The 19,385-nt window shown below is 62.1% G+C and carries 12 protein-coding genes and 7 pseudogenes; 5 read left to right on the top strand and 14 right to left on the bottom strand.

What is annotated here, in order from left to right; genetic code table 11:
- Nucleotides 1-258: 258 nt before the first annotated feature.
- The 8 genes and pseudogenes from AC0NIE_RS33815 to AC0NIE_RS33780 form a co-directional block, all read right to left on the bottom strand.
- The gene (locus AC0NIE_RS33815; protein WP_473489467.1) at nt 259-1,257 is read right to left on the bottom strand and encodes a polyprenyl synthetase family protein; all 999 of its coding nucleotides are present in this window, start codon (nt 1,255-1,257) and stop codon (nt 259-261) included.
- Nucleotides 1,258-1,405: 148 nt separating this feature from the next.
- Complete coding sequence (locus AC0NIE_RS33810) at nt 1,406-2,749, bottom strand: cytochrome P450 (protein ID WP_473489437.1); 1,344 nt, start codon at nt 2,747-2,749, stop codon at nt 1,406-1,408.
- The gene (locus tag AC0NIE_RS33805) at nt 2,749-3,594 is read right to left on the bottom strand and encodes an SDR family oxidoreductase (protein ID WP_473489436.1); all 846 of its coding nucleotides are present in this window, start codon (nt 3,592-3,594) and stop codon (nt 2,749-2,751) included. Before AC0NIE_RS33805 ends, AC0NIE_RS33810 begins: the two co-directional genes overlap by 1 nt.
- Nucleotides 3,581-3,889 (bottom strand): ferredoxin, encoded by a 309-nt coding sequence (locus AC0NIE_RS33800; protein WP_473489435.1) that lies wholly within the window; start codon nt 3,887-3,889, stop codon nt 3,581-3,583. The genes AC0NIE_RS33805 and AC0NIE_RS33800 overlap by 14 nt, the downstream gene beginning before the upstream one ends.
- 1 nt (nt 3,890) lies before the next feature.
- Entirely contained in the window at nt 3,891-5,180 is a 1,290-nt protein-coding gene (locus AC0NIE_RS33795) for a cytochrome P450 (RefSeq protein WP_473489434.1), read from the bottom strand.
- Nucleotides 5,181-5,274: 94 nt separating this feature from the next.
- On the bottom strand, nt 5,275-6,477 hold the full coding sequence (locus AC0NIE_RS33790) for a cytochrome P450 (protein ID WP_473489433.1): 1,203 nt from the start codon (nt 6,475-6,477) through the stop codon (nt 5,275-5,277).
- Nucleotides 6,478-6,493: 16 nt separating this feature from the next.
- Nucleotides 6,494-7,630, bottom strand: coding sequence for a cytochrome P450 family protein (locus AC0NIE_RS33785; RefSeq protein WP_473489432.1), 1,137 nt, complete (start codon nt 7,628-7,630; stop codon nt 6,494-6,496).
- Nucleotides 7,631-8,482: 852 nt separating this feature from the next.
- Nucleotides 8,483-9,518: pseudogene (locus tag AC0NIE_RS33780) on the bottom strand (ISL3 family transposase); the annotation flags it as partial.
- An 85-nt stretch (nt 9,519-9,603) separates the two neighbouring features.
- Between AC0NIE_RS33780 and AC0NIE_RS33775 the strand changes: the two are divergent.
- The 5 genes and pseudogenes from AC0NIE_RS33775 to AC0NIE_RS33755 all read left to right on the top strand — a co-directional run.
- Nucleotides 9,604-10,575 (top strand): TolC family protein, encoded by a 972-nt coding sequence (locus tag AC0NIE_RS33775; protein WP_474045281.1) that lies wholly within the window; start codon nt 9,604-9,606, stop codon nt 10,573-10,575.
- Nucleotides 10,529-10,939, top strand: coding sequence for a TolC family protein (locus tag AC0NIE_RS33770; protein ID WP_473490009.1), 411 nt, complete (start codon nt 10,529-10,531; stop codon nt 10,937-10,939). The genes AC0NIE_RS33775 and AC0NIE_RS33770 overlap by 47 nt, the downstream gene beginning before the upstream one ends.
- Before the next feature lie 399 nt (nt 10,940-11,338).
- Nucleotides 11,339-13,255 (top strand): acyltransferase family protein, encoded by a 1,917-nt coding sequence (locus tag AC0NIE_RS33765; RefSeq protein ID WP_473490010.1) that lies wholly within the window; start codon nt 11,339-11,341, stop codon nt 13,253-13,255.
- A 937-nt stretch (nt 13,256-14,192) separates the two neighbouring features.
- Nucleotides 14,193-14,398, top strand: a pseudogene (locus AC0NIE_RS33760) (CopG family transcriptional regulator).
- 34 nt (nt 14,399-14,432) lie between these two features.
- A pseudogene (locus tag AC0NIE_RS33755) lies at nt 14,433-14,712 on the top strand (hypothetical protein); the annotation flags it as partial.
- On the opposite strand, the gene AC0NIE_RS33750 reads toward AC0NIE_RS33755, so the two are convergent.
- The 6 genes and pseudogenes from AC0NIE_RS33750 to AC0NIE_RS33725 all read right to left on the bottom strand — a co-directional run.
- The gene (locus tag AC0NIE_RS33750) at nt 14,702-14,980 is read right to left on the bottom strand and encodes an HU family DNA-binding protein (RefSeq protein ID WP_473482496.1); all 279 of its coding nucleotides are present in this window, start codon (nt 14,978-14,980) and stop codon (nt 14,702-14,704) included. The pseudogene AC0NIE_RS33755 and the gene AC0NIE_RS33750 sit on opposite strands and share 11 nt — an antisense overlap.
- Nucleotides 14,981-15,816: 836 nt before the next feature.
- A pseudogene (locus tag AC0NIE_RS33745) lies at nt 15,817-16,585 on the bottom strand (IS110 family RNA-guided transposase); the annotation flags it as partial.
- A 272-nt stretch (nt 16,586-16,857) separates the two neighbouring features.
- Nucleotides 16,858-17,886 carry an IS110 family RNA-guided transposase gene (locus AC0NIE_RS33740; protein WP_065012380.1) on the bottom strand — a complete coding sequence of 343 codons (1,029 nt, stop codon included), beginning with the start codon at nt 17,884-17,886 and terminating at the stop codon, nt 16,858-16,860.
- Between the two features lie 85 nt (nt 17,887-17,971).
- Nucleotides 17,972-18,235: pseudogene (locus AC0NIE_RS33735) on the bottom strand (IS110 family transposase); the annotation flags it as partial.
- Between the two features lie 180 nt (nt 18,236-18,415).
- Nucleotides 18,416-18,556 (bottom strand): annotated as a pseudogene (locus AC0NIE_RS33730) (IS256 family transposase); the annotation flags it as partial.
- Nucleotides 18,557-18,587: 31 nt separating this feature from the next.
- Nucleotides 18,588-18,758: pseudogene (locus AC0NIE_RS33725) on the bottom strand (chemotaxis protein CheB); the annotation flags it as partial.
- Nucleotides 18,759-19,385 lie beyond the last annotated feature (627 nt).

Below are 19,385 nucleotides of genomic sequence, written 5' to 3'. Positions count from 1 at the left end.
GAGAACCAGGATCGAGCAGTCGCCGCAGGCCCGTCGCGGCCCGGCGCACGGGCAGCGCCGGACGGCCGCCCTGCTCCGGCGCGGGGCGACGCGCCCGGATGCCGGCGCCGGTCCGCCGCATAGGCTTGCGAGCAGCGGGCCGCGGGCCGCTGCGCAACCGCTGCGATCGGCGCCGCGGACTCGGACACAGTGCAGCATGCGCCGCTGCCGCCAGCCGATCGCAGCGGCACAGGGGCGGCTCCATGCGGACGCGCGCGCTCATGCGCAGGGCGCGTGCTTGAACAGATACGCGTTGCCCCGCTGCAGCATCTGCGCCAATCGTTCCGCACGCGGCCCCAGCGGGGCGATGGCCTCCCCGGCGTCGCGCAACAGATCCAGCGCGAACTGGCGCGCTGCCTGCAGCCCCATGATCGACGCGCAGGTCGGCTTCTGCGCCGCCGCGTCCTTGCCGGGGGTCTTGCCCAGCGTCGCGGTATCCGCTGTCGCGTCGAGAATGTCGTCGACTACCTGCAACGCCAAGCCGAAACAGGCGCTGTAGCGATCGAGCGCACAGTACAGCGCAGCGTGCGCGGCATCCTCCGAGATGGCGCCTAGCGCGCCCATGCGAACGGACGCGCGCACTAGCGCTCCGCTCTTCATCCGGTGCATCGCCACGATCCTGTCCAGCTCGACGTGCTTTCCGACCAGCGATAGATCCATAGCCTGCCCGCCTGCGGCACCCTCGGCGGACACCGCCTGCGCCAGTTCGCGCACGAGCGCGATACGGTCGTGGCCGGGCGCATCCAGGCTCGCCAGGGTCAGGAAGGCGTGCGCCTGCAACGCATCGCCGACCAGGATCGCAGTGGCTTCGCCGAACTTGACGTGCACGGTCGGAAGGCCGCGGCGAAGCACGTCGTCGTCCATCGCGGGCAGGTCGTCGTGGACCAGGGTACAGGCGTGCATCATCTCGATGGCGGCGCCGACGTCGTCGAGCATGTGCGCCGGCGTGTCGGCCAGTGCGCCGGCAGCCAGACAGAGCAAGGCGCGGGTGCGCTTTCCGCCATGCAAGGTGGCGTAGCGCATCGCCGCCATCAGATCGGTCTCACCGTCGTCTTCGGCGCAGAGAAGACGCGCCAGCGCCTGTTCGACCCGCTTTGCGCCGTCCTGCATCCAGATTTCCGGCAGCAGCCTGCCGGACGCGCCGCGCGCCTGCGCGCCCAATCCGCCGAGCGCGGAAACGCCAGTTCGGTCGTCGTGTAGCGTGGAACCGGTCTGCATGTTGTTCATGTCCTTGTATCTGACACGGCCACGGCGAGCGCCGAGCCGCCGCGGTGTTGCCGGTGTCGCACCGAGCGCGCGCGCCGAGGCAGCAATGGCGGGCGTCGCCGGCGCCGCTGCCTCGCCACACGGGGCGTGCGATGCCAGCTCATGAGAATCCGATGCGGATTGTCATGGACGGATGTGCGGTCGGGTAATAGCGCCGGCCCTTTTCGACGTCGCTCAGCAACCGCGGCCGCACCCCGGCCTTGTGCATGGTCAGCGCCAAGGCGACGGAGAACTGCACCAGTTCCAGCCATACCAGGTGGTAGCCGATGCAGACGTGTGGGCCGGTACCGAACTGCAGCATGTCCACCGGCCGGATCGGCTCCGTGCGTTGCAGCCACCGCGCCAGGCGGAACTGATCAGGCGCCTCGTGCAGCAGCGCCGAGGTCGAGAAATGCAGCAGCGGGATGCACAGATGGGTGCCCGCGGGAATGCGCTGTTGGCCGAGCTGCAATTCCTGCAGCGCGCGACGCGGCAGGACCGTGGTCGCCGGATGCACGCGTAGCGTTTCGCGGAACAGCGCCTCGGCGACCGGACACTGCGCCAGGTCCGCGTGCCGGGTCGGCACCGCGCCCACGCGTTGCGCCTCCTCGACCAGGGCGTCCCACAGCACAGGCTGCCGCGCCAGCTCGATCACCATCCAGGCCATCGTCGAGGCGGTGGTGTCGTGACCGCCAAGCAGCAGCAAGCGGATATTGGCGACCAGGACGTCATCGGAGAGCGCATCATCGCTGCGATCGAAGGCACTCACCATGTCGTTGATCAACCCGGTTCGCGCGGCATGCGCGCGCGCGTCCCGGACGAACTGGCGCAACTGCGCGTCGATCCAGTCGCGGGCGGCGCGGCCGCGCCGCAAGGGCAGTCCGGGCAGGTCGATCGGGGGCGCGACGATCAACTGCAGCAGTTGCCGGTACTTGCGATGCCATCCCGGCAGGTCGTTCGCGGGGATTCCCATGAGGCTGAAGATGAGCTTGAGCGTCAGATCGCCGGTTTCGCGCAGGATGGTTACGTCGCCGCGGTCGCGCCACGCCTGCACCCGCTCCAGGATGATGGGCGCGAACAGGTCGCCGATGCCGGCCTGGGTCAGCCCCTTGGGCAGGAACGCCGCCTTGATCGCATCGCGCGCCTGCCGGTGCGCGCCGCCGTCCTGGGCGACCAACGTTCCGCGAAGCAATTCGGGCGCGATCTCTTCCATCAGCGCCGAGGACACGTCCTTGTGCCGGAGCAGTGCGAACGCATCCAGATCCGTGCAGGTCATCAGGTGGCCGGCAGGGCCGAAATCCAGCCAGAAGTGGCTGCCCAGCGTCCGTTCCGCGCGCCGCAGCAGGCGCGGCAGGTCGCAGACGATGGCGGGAAGATGCCCGACGAGGGGGAAAGCGCCGGGCACGACCGGGATGTCGTACCGCAGCCGGTGCCGACGGTCCAGCGGGTTGAGCAGCATGTCCATCAGCAGCGCGGCGCCGCGGCCGCTTCGGCGATGTCGCCGGCAGGCCGCGCGGCGCGGCTGTTGCCACCGTCGGCGTATGTCGGCACATGCGCCAGCATGCCGCCGTCGATGCACACGACCTGGCCGGTGATGAACGCAGCATCGGCGGAGAGCAGGAAAGCCACCAGCGCGGCCACGTCCTCGGGGCGGCCGACGCGCGGCAGGAGCTGGTGCCGGCGCAGATGCCGTTGCATGCACTCGTCCAGCTTGGCGAGGAGACGCTCGGTCATGATGAGACCCGGCGCAACCGCGTTGCAGCGGATCTGCGCGTGACCGTACTGGGTGGCGAGCGAGGCCGACAGCATGTTCATCGCCGCCTTCGACGCGGCGTAGGACGTCTGCGCGGTGTCACCGCTGAGCCCCTGGCACGACGACATGTTGACGATGGCGCCACCGCCGCGGGCGATCATCCGTGGGATGGCCTGCCGGCAGCAGAGCAGCGTGCCGCGCAGATTGGTCGCCATGATCTGATCCCAGACCGCCAGGTCCAGGTCGAGGATCGCGTGGTCGCGCGGGGTCAGATGCATGGCGCTCGCGTTGTTCACCAGCAGGTCGACCCCACCGAAGTGCCGCTCCGCCGTCTCGAACAGCGCTGCCACCGCCTGCGCATCGGCAATGTCCATGGCCAGGGCCAGCGCGTGGCCGGCTTCGGCCGCGATCTGCGCGGTGCAGGCGATGGCCGCCGAGCCATCAATGTCGGCCACCACGACTCTGCCGCCCTCGCGCGCGAGGGCGAGGGCGCATGCCTTTCCGATGCCGGCGCCGGCGCCGGTCACCACGGCCACCTTGCCTTCAAACCGTCCCATCGTGTCCTCCTGGATTGCGTTGGTCTTTCGCGGCATGCCGATAGGCCTCCGCCGGAGAAGGCGCAGGGTTGGCGCTGGCGCGCTCGCCATCGCCAGAGTCGCTTTCGATGACCCGAATGGCGGCGACCGGGCACTGGCTGGCCGCGAGCCGCACGGCGGCGTGCAGCGCCTGCGGGATCGTCACCACGCACACTTCAGCCACGCCGTCCGGTTCGCGCTGGCGAAAGGTCCCCGGCAGCGTCAGCACGCACTGCCCGGTGGTTCCGCACAGATCCTGGTCGACCACGACGCGCATCTCAGCCCCCCTGCGCATGCAGCCGCACCGGCAGCGCGCGGAACGTCCTAAGGAACGCGGAGGGCTCCCGGGTCGGCTGCTCGGCCAATGCCAGCGTGGGGAAGCGCGCCTGGATCCGCGGCAGGCTCTCGGCCAACTGCACGCGGGCCAGTTGCGCACCGAGGCAGAAGTGGATGCCGTGACCGAAGCTCAGCATGATCTTCCCGTCGCTCGACATGCCAGGACTGGTGCCGTAGAACCGCACGGGATCGAAGCGGTCGGGATCGGCGAAGGCGTCCGGGTCGCGATTGCCTGCCGCGATCAGCACGCGCACGTCCGCATTCTTCGGAATCACCACGCCGCCCAGTTCGATGTCGCGCTGGGCGATCCGCGGAATGGAGCTGAACATGGCGGGCGCGTCGCAGCGCAGGACTTCTTCCACGAATGCCTTCACCCCCACGGCGTCTCCCTGCAGCCAGTGCCGCTGTTCGGGATACGCCAGCATCGCCAGGACCGCATGGTCGATGGTCGCAGCAGTGGTGGCGAAGCCGCCCAGCAGCATGCCCCACAACATGCTGATCAACTCCGCATCCGACAGCGTGTCGGCATCGTCGTCGTGTGCGCCGACCAGCATCGACACGATGTCGTGGTGGGGGTCGGTGCGCTTGCGCTGTATGAGGTCGCCGAAGTAGGCCTGCACCTTGGCGCTGGCCGCGTCCGCCGCGGCGAGCTGGGGATCGCTGGCGTGCGGGCTCAGGCCTTCCAGAATGGGGCCGATGCCGGCGGCGAGCCCGAACATGTCATCCTGGGGCATGCCGAACAGTTCGGCGAAGACCAGCATGGGCAAGGCCAGCGCGAATTCCCGATGCAGGTCCACCGCCTCCCCGCGCTCCAGCGCGGGCGCCATGCCGTCCAGGCGCGCTGCGGCGATGCGCGCGATGCTCGGCCGCAGGTCGTCGATCTGGCGCATGGTGAAATCGCGCGAGATCAGCCGGCGCAGACGCGTATGCGTCGGGGGGTCCTTCATCGCTAGCGTGGACGCCAGCAGATTGAGCGACAGACTGGTCGCCGCACGCGGGAAATAGCGCGCCAGTTCGCCCGGCGCCGGTCCCCGAAACGCATCGCCCGTCGCCTTCAGCGCCCAGTAAATGTCGACGTGGCGGCTCAACAGAAAGAGGCCCGACGCAGCGCGATGCACCGGATCGTGCTCGCGCAACCACCGCATGAACGGATACGGGTCGTGGATGCACGCTGGCGACGCCAGTTCGGCGAAGGCGTCCCGGCATGCTGCTGTGGTTTCTTGCACGTCCATCCTGGTTACCTGTTGGCTGGCTGATCTGACCGGTGCGCACCCAGGCGCGCCGGGAAATTGCGGAGAAGATCCCGATCCCGGCGGCGTCCGCGCGTCACCAGAGCACCGGGAGCTCCTCGAACCCGCCAGTGATGATCTCCTTGCGCAACTTCAGTTCTTCGGGCGACACGGCTAGGCGTAGCGCGGGAAAGCGCTGGAAGATCGAACCGAACACCACCTTGAGTTCCAGCCTGGCCAGCGCCGCGCCGATACAGTTGTGCGGCCCGTAGGAGAACGCCAGGTGCGGGTTTTCGTCGCGTCCGATGTCGAAGATTTCCGGGTCGTTGAAATGGCGCGGATCGAACGACGTAGCCGGCAGGCCGACCAGCACCTTGCTCTCCGCGGGAATATGCACGCCCGCGATGGTCACGTCGGTCCTCGGATAGCGCATGATGCCGTCCCAGCCCGCGCCCGGCGGGTACATGCGCAGGATTTCCTCCACCGCCTTGTCCACCAGGGACGGTTCGCCGACCAGGCGTTCGCGCTGTTGCGGATGGCGGAACATGGCCAGCAGGCCGAATTCGATCTGCGCGACAGTGCTCTCGTGCCCCGCCACCAGTATGCCCGCCGCCAGGCCGATCGCCTCTTCCTCGGTTGCCTTGCCTTGGTCGACCGCTGCGAGCAGATCCGTCAGCAGGTTGTCGCCCGGATCCTGGCGCTTGTCCCGCATCTTGCCGCGAATGTAGGCGCGCAGTTCTTCCCAGGCCAGGCGCGACGCGGTGCGCGGGCCGCTTTCATGCTGGTGCGTCATCACCTCGTCGGACAGCCCGGCGAAAAAGGCGTGATCCTCGTAGAGCACGCCCATCAGCGCGCTGATGACCATGGCTGGAAGCGGAAAGGAAAGGTGGCGCCGCAGGTCGGCGGGCTGGGGCTGGGCCGCCAGCGTCTCGAACAACTGCGCGGCGATCGCCTCGACCTGCTGCGCGAGCAGCTTCACCCTGCGGTTGCTGAAGGCCGGCGCCACGATCGTGCGTAACCGGGCATGCTCGCCCCCCTCGTGCGAGACCAGCCACCCCGGCGAACCGAGAATCACCGAATCCGGGGTGAATGCCGCCGGCGGCATTCCCGCGGGCCGGAATGCCGCGTCGGACAGCACCGCCTTGGCCTCGTCGTAGCCTGTCACCCACCAGCCTTCGTGCCCGGACGGGAACCGCACGCGGTGGATCGGACCATTGGCGCATAGCGCCAACATCTCGGGCGAGGGCTCGATGTGATCGACGCGCCACATCGGCAGCGTCGGCAAGGGTTGTTCGGACATGGTGGCACTTCACTCTCTAAGCGATGGACGGGCGGAAGGTGACCGGCAGGCGCTGCGGGCAGCGAATGACGTAAGACGGCATGTAGACGACGTCCTCCGCGGCGATGCTCAGCGCCAGATCCTCCAGCCGCCCGAACAGCGCGGGGAAGGCGCAGCGCAATTCCAGACGCGCCAGCTCAGCGCCCAGGCAGGAATGCGGCCCCTCGCCGAACGACAGGTGCGGGTTGTGCCGCCGGGTGACATCGAACCTGTCGGCGCCGGGACCGAAGGCCTTTTCGTCCCGGTTCGCCGCATGGAACGCCATCAGGACGGCGTCGCCGCGGCGGACCATGCATCCGTCGATCTCCACGTCCTGGGTGGCATAGCGGAACGGCAGATTGGCCACTGCGCTGCCCCAGCGCAGGATCTCCTCGATCGCCTGTGACCACGGAACTTGGCCGCTGCGCACCAGTTGCAGTTGCTGCGGATGCGTCAGCAATGCCAGCACGCCATTGCCGATGACGCCGGTGGTGGTCACGAAGCCCGCAGAGAGCACCATGAACAGCATGTCGATGAGCTCGCTGTCGGAAACGAGCTCGCCGTTGTCGCGCGCGACGATCAGGGCCGAAGCCAGATCGTCGCCGAGCTGGCCTCGCTTAAGCGCGATCAGGCGACGGAAGAACTCCGGGATGCGCTGCCGCGTCTGTCGCACCTCTGCGGCTGTGGCGGAGGTGTTGGCCCGGCTGTAGGTGAGCGCGACGATCTCCTCGCGCTGTTCGTCCGGCAAACCGAACAGTTCGGCGATCACGTTGGTGGGCAGCGGAACGGCGAACTCGCACATCAGATCGGCACTGCCGCCGCGCTGCGCCATCTCGGCCAGGAGTCGATCGACGCATTGTTCGATCCGTGGCGCCAGCAAGGCGATACGACTGGGCGCGAAGCTCCTGGACAGCAGGCCGCGCAAGCGCCGGTGATCGGCGCCATGCGCCGTGACCATGTTGTCCACTTTGCACATCCCGATCAGCGGATGATCCTCGGGAATCTCGCCGTCCTGCAGCGCCCGCCACTGTCGCCAGTCCCTGTTGAAACGCTGGTCGGAAAACATCCGCCTGAGCGTCTGGTGACGGCCTGCCGCCCAGGTCACCACATTGCCTGGCAGCGACACTCGCGCCATCCCCCCTGCTGCAGAATCGCAGCAGACAGACTATTAAGTTGCGTGGGAGCGACCGACACGCCGATCACATCGCAATGATCGTTTTCTACGCGCATGCAAACAACTCCATAAAGAACCATTATGTAATAAAGCTACAAAATCAGTTGCAGCTTCGCGCAAATGCGTAGCGTCTCATCCCTCAACAAGCACCAGCAAAATTGGATTTCGACTAACCCGCTTGATCTTGCTGGGTTCGGGCGCCCTATTTAATTGAATAACAAGCCCCAAAATTCAAGTGAAAAGAATGTTAACTTTATTTGTTGCTGAGATTTCTAAAATTACATAATGCCGCAATATATTTCACAATTCTGGCCCATTATCCAATTCCTCTCACGGCGTATCAGAACCGCGCTCGGCAGGGCTTCGGGCCCGAGAGCCGCAATACGCGAGGGCCGCGTCTTGTCGCAACAGCCCTTGAAGCCTTCGGCGGCGAAGCGCTCTGCCAACGCCATATCCAGCTCTTGGACTTGCCGGTCTGCCGGATCATGTCGACGGTGCCGACGTCCATCGTCGATCCAGCCGGTTCGGAGCCACCTCAAGAACATGGAGACTTCTGTCATCAGACATTGGCGCAGAGAGAGAAATTGACACCGTAAGCTCCCCCGGCTCCTTCAGTGTCATCATCTCTCGCCTATCGTGTCATGTCACGCAGATGAGATCGCGCCTGCTTCTGTTGTCGCATTCCATTGTCAGGATCAGAATCAGAAAGGGTTACTTGCTTTTCATGCGTTTGAAATAATCCGTCCATAAATAATTGACAGTTTATATCTTTGTTTCAAATTATTGACACGATATGGAGTTGTCTCTCACTCAATCAGAAAAAAGATGCCGTCCGCAGCGGTTCCCTTCCTTCCAGCATTGGGCAAGGAACGTTTCAAAGTACCATGGTGATGTGGGGTTCAATGCTGCTCGCCGCCTATCTGGCGGAGCCTTGAACTTGAGCCACTTCGCTACGCTGCGACGCTCATAGCCGGTCCGTCGGGCGATCGCGCTGTAGGATAGACCCTCCTGGCGTAAGGCGTGGAGCATCTCGAATATCTCCTGGCGAGACTGCCTATGCGCGAGACGGGCGCGCCGGCGATGTGTCGCAGCGTCGACAATAGCGTCCTCGGACAGGATGGATCTTCCTGAAGCACGTCCACTAAGGCTGATCTGTTCCTCGATTGCCGTACGAAGATTCTGGACCAGATGAAACCGGTCGGCCACCTGGTGAGCCTGCGGTGCGCCTTCACGGACGGCCTGCGTATACAGGCCGCAGCGGTCTCGGCTGACGACCTCGACGGAGGGATGATCCGCAGCCACCTGGCTGCGCTATCGACACTCCGATCATCGAGAATGTCGACGACCGACTGGCGCTCGAGATCAACCATGATAGTGCCGTATCGCGTCGCTCGCCGCCAGCTCCAGTCATCGATGCCAACCACCCGAATCTCGGAGGCGCGGTGAGTAACCGCGGCATCCCGCTTCAGTTGCCGCAGGATGGTGTCGTCACTGACCGGCATGCCGAGCCGTTACATGAGGCGTTCGCCAGGACGTCCACCCGTGCTATGGCCGAGCAAGCCGACAATCTCCACGACCCTCGTCGTCCTGCGCGCATAAGGGGAAGCAACCGTCGGGAGTCGATCAGTGAACGTTTGTCGCTCACATTTCTGATGTGCACATCGCCAGCGGCTCAGCAGGAGCTTCACCGTCACGGGCTTGCCCTGGACCGGCAGATCCTGAAGGCTGCGGTTGGACCAGCCATGCCGACTTCGGCTTCGCCGGCCGCAATCGGGCAAATGCCGATCGCTGGTCCGGCAGCGAAAACAACCCAACTGTGATCATCAGTGAGCGCGACACCAGGAGCGATTGCGAAGAACGATCGCCATACGCGGTGCTGCCGGTGGAGACCTAGATGTTTCCGCTGGGTGGCGGCCCGGAACAAGGCGGTAGACATGCATCGACTAATGGCCATTACCATGATGGCCTTTCTTGCTGGCTGTTTCGCGCCGGGCCGTAATGCCTGCCAATCGAAGGCCGCGATGAAGGCGGCCTATCGCAGGATTGTCGGTATGGTCGGTCTTGGAGCGTGCCTGATCGTGTCAGGCTGCACGACCGTCGCCAGCGTTCAGGAACCTGATTTGAAGATCGCGAATGCCTGGCACGCGACCTTTCCGCATGGCGGCCGGACCGGCGATCTCGTGTCCTGGTGGTCCACGTTTTCCGATCCATCGCTGACGGCCCTCATTGCATCTGCGCAGGCGGAAAGCCCCAGTCTCGAGTCCGCCGTTGCAGAGATCGAGAGGGGGCGCGCCACGCTGGCATCTACGCAGGCGAGCCTTTTTCCGGGGCTTGGCGGCTCGGGATCGCTCGCCCGCTCCGGCACGGGCGGCAACAAAGCCAACCAAGTTGCTGCCGCTACGACGGTGAGCGGCAGCCTCGACGCTTCTTGGGAAATCGATCTGTTCGGCAAGACGCGGCAGAGGAGCGAGGCTGCGCGGCTGCGGGTCCACGAGCGCACCGCCGATTGGCACGATGCGCGCGTCTCACTCGCGGCGGAGGTGGCGGACTACTATATGCAGTACCGTGCCTGCCGGCAGCTGGAGCAAGTTTATACCACCGAACTCGCCTCGCAGCGCCAGACGATCCGGGCAATGGAAACCGCCGCAACCTCTGGCCTTACGTCGAGCGCCGACCTTGCGCTAGGGCGGGCGAGTGCTGCTAACTCCGCCTCGACACGTACCGCGCAGCGTGCCGAGTGCGAGGTTCTCGTCAAGTCGCTCGCCCGACTTACTGGCGGTGACGAGCCTCACGTCCGCGATATTCTGGCGATGGGCAAGCGGGGGGTTACCCGCGCCGAGGATCCTCAAGCTATCCGCTGTGCCTGCCGACGCCTTACGGCAGCGCCCCGACATCGACGCCCTTGAGCTCGAGGTCGCTGCATCGCTCGCCGAGATCGGCGCGGCAAAAGGCGATCTCTATCCGAGCCTCAGCCTCGGCGGCTCGGTCAAGATCGACAGTTCATCGCTGATGGGAACCTCTCTGCCCTGGTCCTTCGGCCCGGCCGTCTCGATCCCGCTTTTTGACGGTGGCTCGCGCCGGGCGGCAGTGGGCAGCGCGGCAGCCGCATATAAGGTGGCGGTGGCCGCCTACAAATCAGCTGTGCTGGACGCGGTCGCCGAAGTCGAGACCGCACTTGTGCGGATCGACAGAACGCGACGGCAGATCGGCGACGCCAGTGTCGCGGCGCGCAACTACCGCGCCTACTTCAAAGCCGTGGATTCGAACTAGAAGCCAGATGCAGCGTGATGAAGCCTTATGGCGAACGCGCGTGGCGGGCGCCTTTTGCTCGACACTTTGAGGGAGGGCAAAAACTTACGGTGACGGCAAGCAGTAGGCAACCTCGCCGAATGCCATCAGAGGGTGTGCAAGCGATCCATAGCCTGGATGTATGGAATTCAACTAATCGATTTTACGAATTAGCGGGCATGCTCCATTAGAAGAACAGCAATTGACCGAAGCAAGTACGCCGACACCTGCTGCCGGCAACTTTCTTAGTTATATTATGGGCGAGTGCGGCAGATCGGCCGGATTCGATCCAGCGGATGATTCTAGAAGGGCACCATTTTCACATCGTTGGTGCGAGGCCTCAGTTCATCCAATTAAACCGGGAATTTCATCAGGTCTTCTATGCCGCGAGACTTTCGAGCCGATGTCCAGGCCTTGCGGGGTCTATCTGTCCTGCTGGTTGTCCTTTATCATACCCAAATCGCGCCGTTTGGTTATCTCGGCGTTGATATTTTCTTCGTAATTTCGGGCTTTCTGATCACCGGCCTCATCGCGACCCAGCTTGAGCAGTCACGGTTCAGCTATTGGGAATTCTATTATCGTCGTGCGAAGCGCCTGTTGCCCGCGGCCTATGTGGTCATTGCGCTCACGACGGTCGCTGCACCCTTTTTCCTGTCGGATGTGGGCCTGCGGGACTTCCGAAGTCAGGTCCTCGGGGCGCTCACATTCACCGGCAACATCGTTCTCTGGTCTCAGGCGGACTATTTCGGCGAATCCGCCGAAACGAAGCCTCTCCTGCATTTCTGGTCGCTCGCTGTCGAAGAACAGTGTTATCTGCTGCTTCCTGCTTTCTTGGCCTTGGCTCCCAAGAGATGGCGGCTCACAGCGGTTAGTTTGCTCCTGATTGCCAGCCTGGCACTGTGTCTATACGTGGCCATTCGTCACCCATACGCTGCATTTTATCTTTTGCCGACCCGCTTTTGGGAAATAGCGATTGGTTCGCTCGGGGCATTGCTTCCCGCAAGCGCTCGCGTGGCGGCCAAGTTTGCGGCGCTGCGCCTCCCGGCGCTCGTGCTTATCCTCCTTATTCCCATTGGACTTAGTTCGCAGAACCCGATCGTGGATGCCGCTTTGGTTTGCTTGGCAACCCTGATCCTCCTGCTGTCGCCCAGCAGGGATAATGTGGCGGTACGAAGCATGGCAAGGATCGGGGATATCTCGTACTCGCTCTATCTGGTCCATTGGCCGGTGCTTGTATATGTGCGGGCTGCTTGGCTGGCAGAGCCTCCCGCGCTTGCGATCTATGCGGCAGTTGCCTTCTCAGTTGTAGCCAGCTTAGTTCTTCACCGGCTCGTGGAAAAGCCGTTCCGGCAGGGATTCGTCGCATCTCGTGGACGGATGGCCTCAGGACTCGTTGCCGCAACGGTTCTTCTCGGCTTCGCACGGTCAGTCGACATTGGCGCAGCCGAAAGTAGGGTTGGCTTTTCCGAGAGCCGACCGATCAATTACGGCCTGGGAAGGGCATGTGATCTCACATCTGGATCGCCTCCCCAGGGCATTCCCGAGGCCTGTCAGACGACGGGCAGGCCCGAATTGCTGGTTTGGGGCGATTCATTTGCCATGGCACTGGTTCCCGGCTTGGCCAAAACGATCGGAGAGGCCGGCCTGGCTCAGCTCACAATGAGCGGGTGCTTCCCCGCCATCGGCGTTGCTGCCTTCTCCAAGCGCGCAGCGTCTCCCTCCTTCGCCGAGGACTGTATTCGCTTCAATGACAGTGTTTTGGGTATCCTGAAAAATCGGCCGGGGATAAGGACCGTTGTCATTTCGAGCCCATTTGACGCCCCTGATTCAAAAGACTTCATGCTGCTTAAGAGGCGTGACGGGACATTCACGGAAGTTGAAACTTCGGTAGATGGAGCCGTTGAGGGTATCAAGTCCCTCGTCGACGCCGTTCGCGCTTTGGGCAGGCGAGTGGTCGTAGTTGCTCCCCCGCCAGTCGCAGGCTTCGATATCGGCGATTGCCTTGAGCGAAAGGTGAGGGGAAATCTTATGCTCGGGCGGCACAGTGATTGTGAAATTTATGTCACCGATTACCGCCGGATGCGATCCCGCACTATTGAGCTCTTGAACCAGGTGGCTGTGAAAGCTGACGTAGAGGTTGTCTCTTACCACGACTTTCTCTGCGACGACACAAAATGCAGAACCGAGATCGATGGCAAATTCCTCTACCGGGACAGCGGCCATCTTTCCTATGAAGGATCAGAAATCATCGCTCGAAAGACGAGACTTGCTGAGAGGCTGATCAGGGCTGCTCGTTAGAGCGAATTTTTTAGGCGGAGTGAACCGCGAGCACTTTCGCGTGGCTCGCAATGAAAAGCGCATGAGGATTTCGGACGCCCGCCGCGCCGACCTGAAAGCGCACGAGGCGACGGCCCGCAAGGCTGCCAAGCGGAACGCGTTCCCGCACGGCGCTGATGATGAGCCGATCCGTTCCGGAGATCCGGCCGCAATGCAGCGGATTGTTACCCGCATTGAGGAATTGGGGCGCTCTGCCAACGCCATATGCAGCTCTTGGACTTGCCGGTCTGCCGGATCATGTCGACGGTGCCGACGTCATCGTCGGTCCAGCCGGTTCGGAGCCGCCTCAAGAACATGGAAACCTCTGTCATCAGACATAGGCGCAGACATAGAAATTGACACCGTAAGCTCCCCCGGCTCCTTCAGTGTCATCATCTCTCGCCCATCGTCTCATGCCACGCAGATGAGATCGCGCCTGCTTCTGTTGTCCCATTCCATTGTCAGGATAAGAATCAGAAAGTGGTTACTTTATTTTCATACGTTTGAACAATCAGTTCGTAAATAATTGTGACGATTTATATCTTTGCTACATACTATTAATACAATGATATAATATGTACTCACTCAATCAGAAAATGTCTTTGATCAATTATATATCTCTTGACAGTCAACTGGAGAATGCAGTCGTTTAGACCAGGATTGGCATTTAATTTGAAAATATCGAAGTTCGGATTCAAATTAGATGCAATCGAATGGAGGGTGATATGCTAGCGCTCGGATATGTCGCCGACGTGTTGGGGCTGCCCGTCAAAGAGGTGGCGCCACACGCCAGACACGCTTCAGGTTGGAAGCGTAGAAATAGCGGCAAGCCCGTAAATCGTGTCGTTGGCATGATGCACGGCAAGCGGTCAATAGCGCCGTTCAGGTGGCGCATTAACGGTTAGCGCGATATGAGGCTATCGATGACGACGTCCTGGTCGCGGCCGAGGCCATCGCCCGGCAGCAGGATCGCAGCCTTGGCGAGGTCATCACCAATCTCGCCCGGCGCTCGCCGCGCCGGCCTCAAGCCGGCGGCGCAACGGGATTCCTCTCCTGTCGCCTCGGCCGGATGCACCTCCTGTCACGCTTGACGCGGTAAATGCCTTGCGAGACGAACTGCCTTGACGTTCCTGCTCGATGTCAATGTCCTGATCGCACAAAGTTGCGGGCATTGCACGGGCACAGCTTCTGGCCCGACGATGTGAGCCTGGTCGGCTCCGGCGACATCGATGCAGCGAAAATCCTGACGTCGACACAGGTCACGGATACGTATCTTCTCACGCTCGCCAAGGCGCGCTGCGGCCAACTTTCAAGCTGGCCGCAAGCTGTCGGCGGCGGCCGTGAAGGGCGGGAAGTCTGCATTGCACCTGATCCCCACTGCGTACCACGGCTGGACCCTATCTATCGGGGCACCATCCCGGTACGGGATCAGGCGTTGAGCGCGTCCTTGATGGCTTTAGCCGGCGTGAAGGACAGCTTCTTCGAGGCGGAGATCTTGATCGTCGCGCCCGTGGACGGGTTGCGGCCCTCGCGTTCTGGTGTTTCCTTCACCTTGAACTTGCCGAAACCGGGCAGGCTCGTCTCGGCACCGCTCGCCGCCGCATCGGAGATCGCTTTGAACACGTTGTCGACGATGCTCTTGGCCTGCATCTTCGTCAGGCCGTTGTCGGCTGCAATCTTTTCTGCGATCTCATTTGCCGTCGTCATGGAATATGCTCCTTTATTTTGTTACCTGCCACTGTTTGCACACAACACACCGAGGTGGTAGTCCGCGCGGCGCAACGCGTTAAAATAAAAATCCCCGGAAGCTGGGCTGTCGGACTGAGTTCCTACGTCGAAAAGGTTTTTGGAAGCTTGGCAGACTGGGTCGGGCTAAAGACCAGTCGGGCCGGACTGGCTCCCGACCCGATCACCGCAGAGACCGCCACGGCCAAGATTCCCTCCAACGTGCCTGCTTCGGGTCTTACTGTGTCACTCGTCTGACGATCTCGTCAGCAAGCCGGCATTTGCCCATCACGTCAATCAACCCAGTTGAAGTGAGCAGCATTGAATGGCATGCCGCGCTCAGCCGAACCATTTTCGGTGATCGTAATCCGCAAGCTTTCACCCATCGCCGCCAGCGCTCTCGATCCGTGGTGTAATAGCCGGATAGATTTCGCGTAGGCCGCCACGGAGTTGAAGATGAAGGTCCGTTGGGATCCTTGTGATCGGCCCATACAGCAGAGCGACAGGTGTGGATCAGGTTCTCCTAAGTTGTGTGCGTCAAGTTCTTGTGTGGATGCCAGCCATTTTGCAAGGAGGAACCTGAAGCATTGGACATGTGATCGAGTGCGGTCATGTGTCAGGCCTTGATTTGCGGCCGTTCCATGTGCCGCGGGCCGGTATGGTGATGCGCGGATCAGGTCCAAATCAGCAAAGCGAGCTTGCGTGGGCTCTCAACTTGACTCTGGTTTTCCTGACCCCGATCTGATCGATCATTTGCCCATGCAGTTCATGCCTTCCTCACATCTCCGACGTCCCGGTCTCAGGTGCGTTGTTGCAAATCACGCAAGCACCGTCGCCGGATCTCGGTAGTCCTCCTGTTTCGTCAGCATGGCCCAGATGCCACGCGCCATCTTGTTGGCCAGCGCGATTGCCACCAGCATGCGCGGTTTCTTCAACATCAAGCGGGCAAGCCAGGAACCGTCGGGCGCGGGCCTCCGAGATGCCCATCGAACCACGGCCATGGCGCCGATGATGAGCAACCGCCGAATATCGCGCTGGCCATCTTCGATACCTTCCCTAGTCGTTGCTTGCCGCCGCTCGACTTCTGCCGAGGGACCAGCCCGAGCCAGGCGGCGAAATCGCGACCGGACTTGAAGGCTTCCATCGGTGGCGCAAAGGTTTCAATGGCAAGGCAGCGATAGGGCCGACACCGGGCATGGTTTGCAAGCGCCGAGATGTTTCAGCTTGCTTCGACAGCGTGTCGATCGTCTTCTTCAATGCCGCGAGCCGGCTGCTCAACTGGTCGATCTGGTCAAGGAGAGCGCTGCAGATGTCACGGACCAGATCCGGCAGGTCTGCGCTCTCGTCCTCGACGATCTCTGCCAGACGTGGCAGGTGGCCGATGCCTTGCGGAGCAACATAACCGAACTCATAGAGGTGCGCGCGCAGCGCATTCACCAATTCGGTTCGCTGATTCACGAACTGCTCTCTGGTGCGAAACACGATAGCCCGGGACTGCTGCTCCTTCGTCTTCGGTTCGACAAAGCGCATTGTCGGTCGTTGCGCTGCTTCGACGATCGCCTCCGCATCTGCGACGTCATTCTTCTCTGGTTGCCGCCCTTGATGCAAGAAGCCTTCCAACCTGATGTGCCGGTGATCGAGTGCGTTCTTCTCTCAGGCCTGTCGTTGCGGCCTTTCAAGAAGCCGCGGGCCGGTATGGTGATCTGCGGATCGGGTCCAAATCTTCTGCAAGAGCTTTCAAGCTCGGGAACGACGGCTGGTTTTCCCAATCCAGATCTTTTCGATCATTGTGCCCATTCAGGTCATCGACTTCCTACACCTTTTTCACCGGCGCCAGTTTGTGTGGTGATGCATATGCGTCATGCAGCCACAACTCGCGCCGGATTTCGATAATCCTCTTTCTTTGTCATCATCGCCCAGATCGCCCGCGCCATCTTGTTCGCAAGCGCGATCGCGACCAGCATGAGCGGCTTGCGACGCAGCATCCGTGCCAGCCATGAACCCTCGACGATGGATTTGCGGGCCAGCACTGTCAGGCGTGACATGGCGCCGATGATCAACAAAGACCGGATATCGGTCTGGCCAGCCTTCGACACGCGTCCAAGTCGCTCCTTGCCGCCGGAGGTGTATTGACGTGGCACGAGCCCAAGCCAGGCCGCAAAGTCCCGCCCGCGTTTGAAGCTCTCCATCGGCGGAGCAAAGCCGCTGATCGCCAACGCGGTCTGGGGCCCGACACCAGGCATTGTCTGCAGGCGCCGCGCTGTATCGGTCGCCAGGGAAAGGGCTTTGGCCTTTGCCGTTTTGACGTCGATCCGGGCCGTCTTTTCAGCAATCTGTTCGAGCAGATCAAAGCATTCCTCGCGCACCAGAGCAGGCAGGTCACTGTTCGGCTCCTCCAGAATAGTCTCAATCCGCTTGATATGGGCGATCCCTTTCGGAATGATGTGACCATATTCGTACAGCACCGAACGCAGAGCGTTCACAAGCTCGGTGCGCTGATGGAGGAGGCGCTCCCGACCTCGGAACAACACAGCGCATGCCTGCTGATCTTCCGACTTCGGCTGTACAAAACGCATCTCCGGGCGCTGTGCTGCAACGACGATTGCTTCAGCATCGGCAGCATCGTTTTTCTGCCGTTTGACAAAGGGCCGCACATATTGAGGTGCGATCAGCTTCACCTCGTGGCCAAGCTTGACCATTTCTCGAGCCCAGTAGCTCGCGCTGCCGCATGCTTCCATCACAACCACAGCAGGCGGCTGGCATGCCATGAACTGCCGGAACCGTGACCGCGTCAGCTTCTTACGGAATCTCAGATGCCCCGTCATTGTCGCGCCGTGAAGCTGGAAAACGTTCTTTGCCAGGTCCACCCCGATCATAGTATCTTTCATTTGCCGTCCTCTCCTTCATGTGGCGTTGAACACCACGACCTTGGCACATTGCGATGCCGTCTGGGGAGGGCGGCAACCATCCCATCTTCTGCCGCTTGACGAACGGTTTGACATAGGCCGGGGCAATCAGTCTTGGCTCATGGCCAAGCCGAGCCATCTGACGGGCCCAGTAGTGGGAGCTGCCGCACGCTTCCATCGCCACGACACATGCCGGTTGACTCGCCATGAACTTGCAAAACTGCAGGCGCGACAGCTTCTTGCGGAACACAACCGATCCATCAGCTGCCGCCCCGTGCAGCTGAAAGACGTTCTTTGCCAGATCGACCCCAATGATGGTAACCTTTTCCATGGATGCCTGCCTCTCCTTTGCGTGGCGCTAACACCACAAACTTTGGCACATTGCGATGCCGTCGGAGAAGGCTGGCATCCACCCCATCAGCAAAGATGGCGTGGCATTCAGCGGTGACGTTGGCGTGTCCGCCGCGCAGCCCCCGTGTTTAGCGGAGCGGCGGACATGGCGGGCCGCGTCTCAGGCGGCCAGTGCTCTCAAGTTCTCCTTCTTGTGCTCGCGCAGATGATCCATGTTGAGGTAGCGGGTCGCCTCGAGCCAGTTCTCGTGGATCTCCACCGCCAGTGCCCGAACCAGCCGCAGACAGCTCTGCGGGTTGGGTACATAGCAGTGCGCCTATACCGTAGCGGCCTCTATCAACTGCCACACTCACCGGCATGTTCGAGCCGCGCGCAAGAACATCTCTTAGGAAACTGACGCGGTCACGCGGCCGGTGTAGCACAATGAGGAAGATCGCGGGGAGCCCGGTCGGCACGAGGGGAAGCAATTCACGAACATTGTCCAAACCTTGGCTCCCCGACACCGATGGCTACCCACGCACGGCTTTAAGACATGTTCAGGGTAGATTTTTCATTACCAGCGCCCTGCTTGCGATGGCGGCCTGCAAATTTTCTCTGCTTGATCAGCGCAGCAGCCGGGGTCGTTCCTGACGTGTTGTCTCGCTTTCCGCAAATGTGTCGGCGGTGGCGGGCCTCGGTTCCAACTTCACGCGAGCCCCAAACCTTTTCCGACCGGCTCCGTTCCAAAAAAGGGGGCGGCATTGCTGCCGCCCTTTGAGATTGGTGAGAGGCGCAGACCTTAGAAACCCATACCGCCCATACCGCCCATGCCGCCGCCGCGATGCAGCCCTGAAAGAGTCGAGCGAATCGATGGTGTTCGGAAGCTCGAGCCACAGGATGAATCCACCCTGCGGATTGGTAACCTTTGTGCCTTCCGCGACCGCCAGCGCGCTTCGTCGCACCGTAGAGAGCGAGTGTGAGGCGCTGAGCATCTAGCAGCGCTCGAGACGTGCCGAGCTTTTGCGTGGAGTGGCCATGCGGGATACCTCCTGTAGCATTATCTGCCGAACCAGAGGCTTACCGGATCATTGAAATGTATCTCTATCCACAGCGTGGATGCGTCTCATCGAAACAAACGATTTTATCAATCC

Source organism: Mesorhizobium sp. WSM4842 (assembly GCF_055901575.1).
The sequence above is the reverse complement of the archived record's forward strand: the minus strand, read 5'-3'. Positions and strand labels throughout refer to the sequence as shown.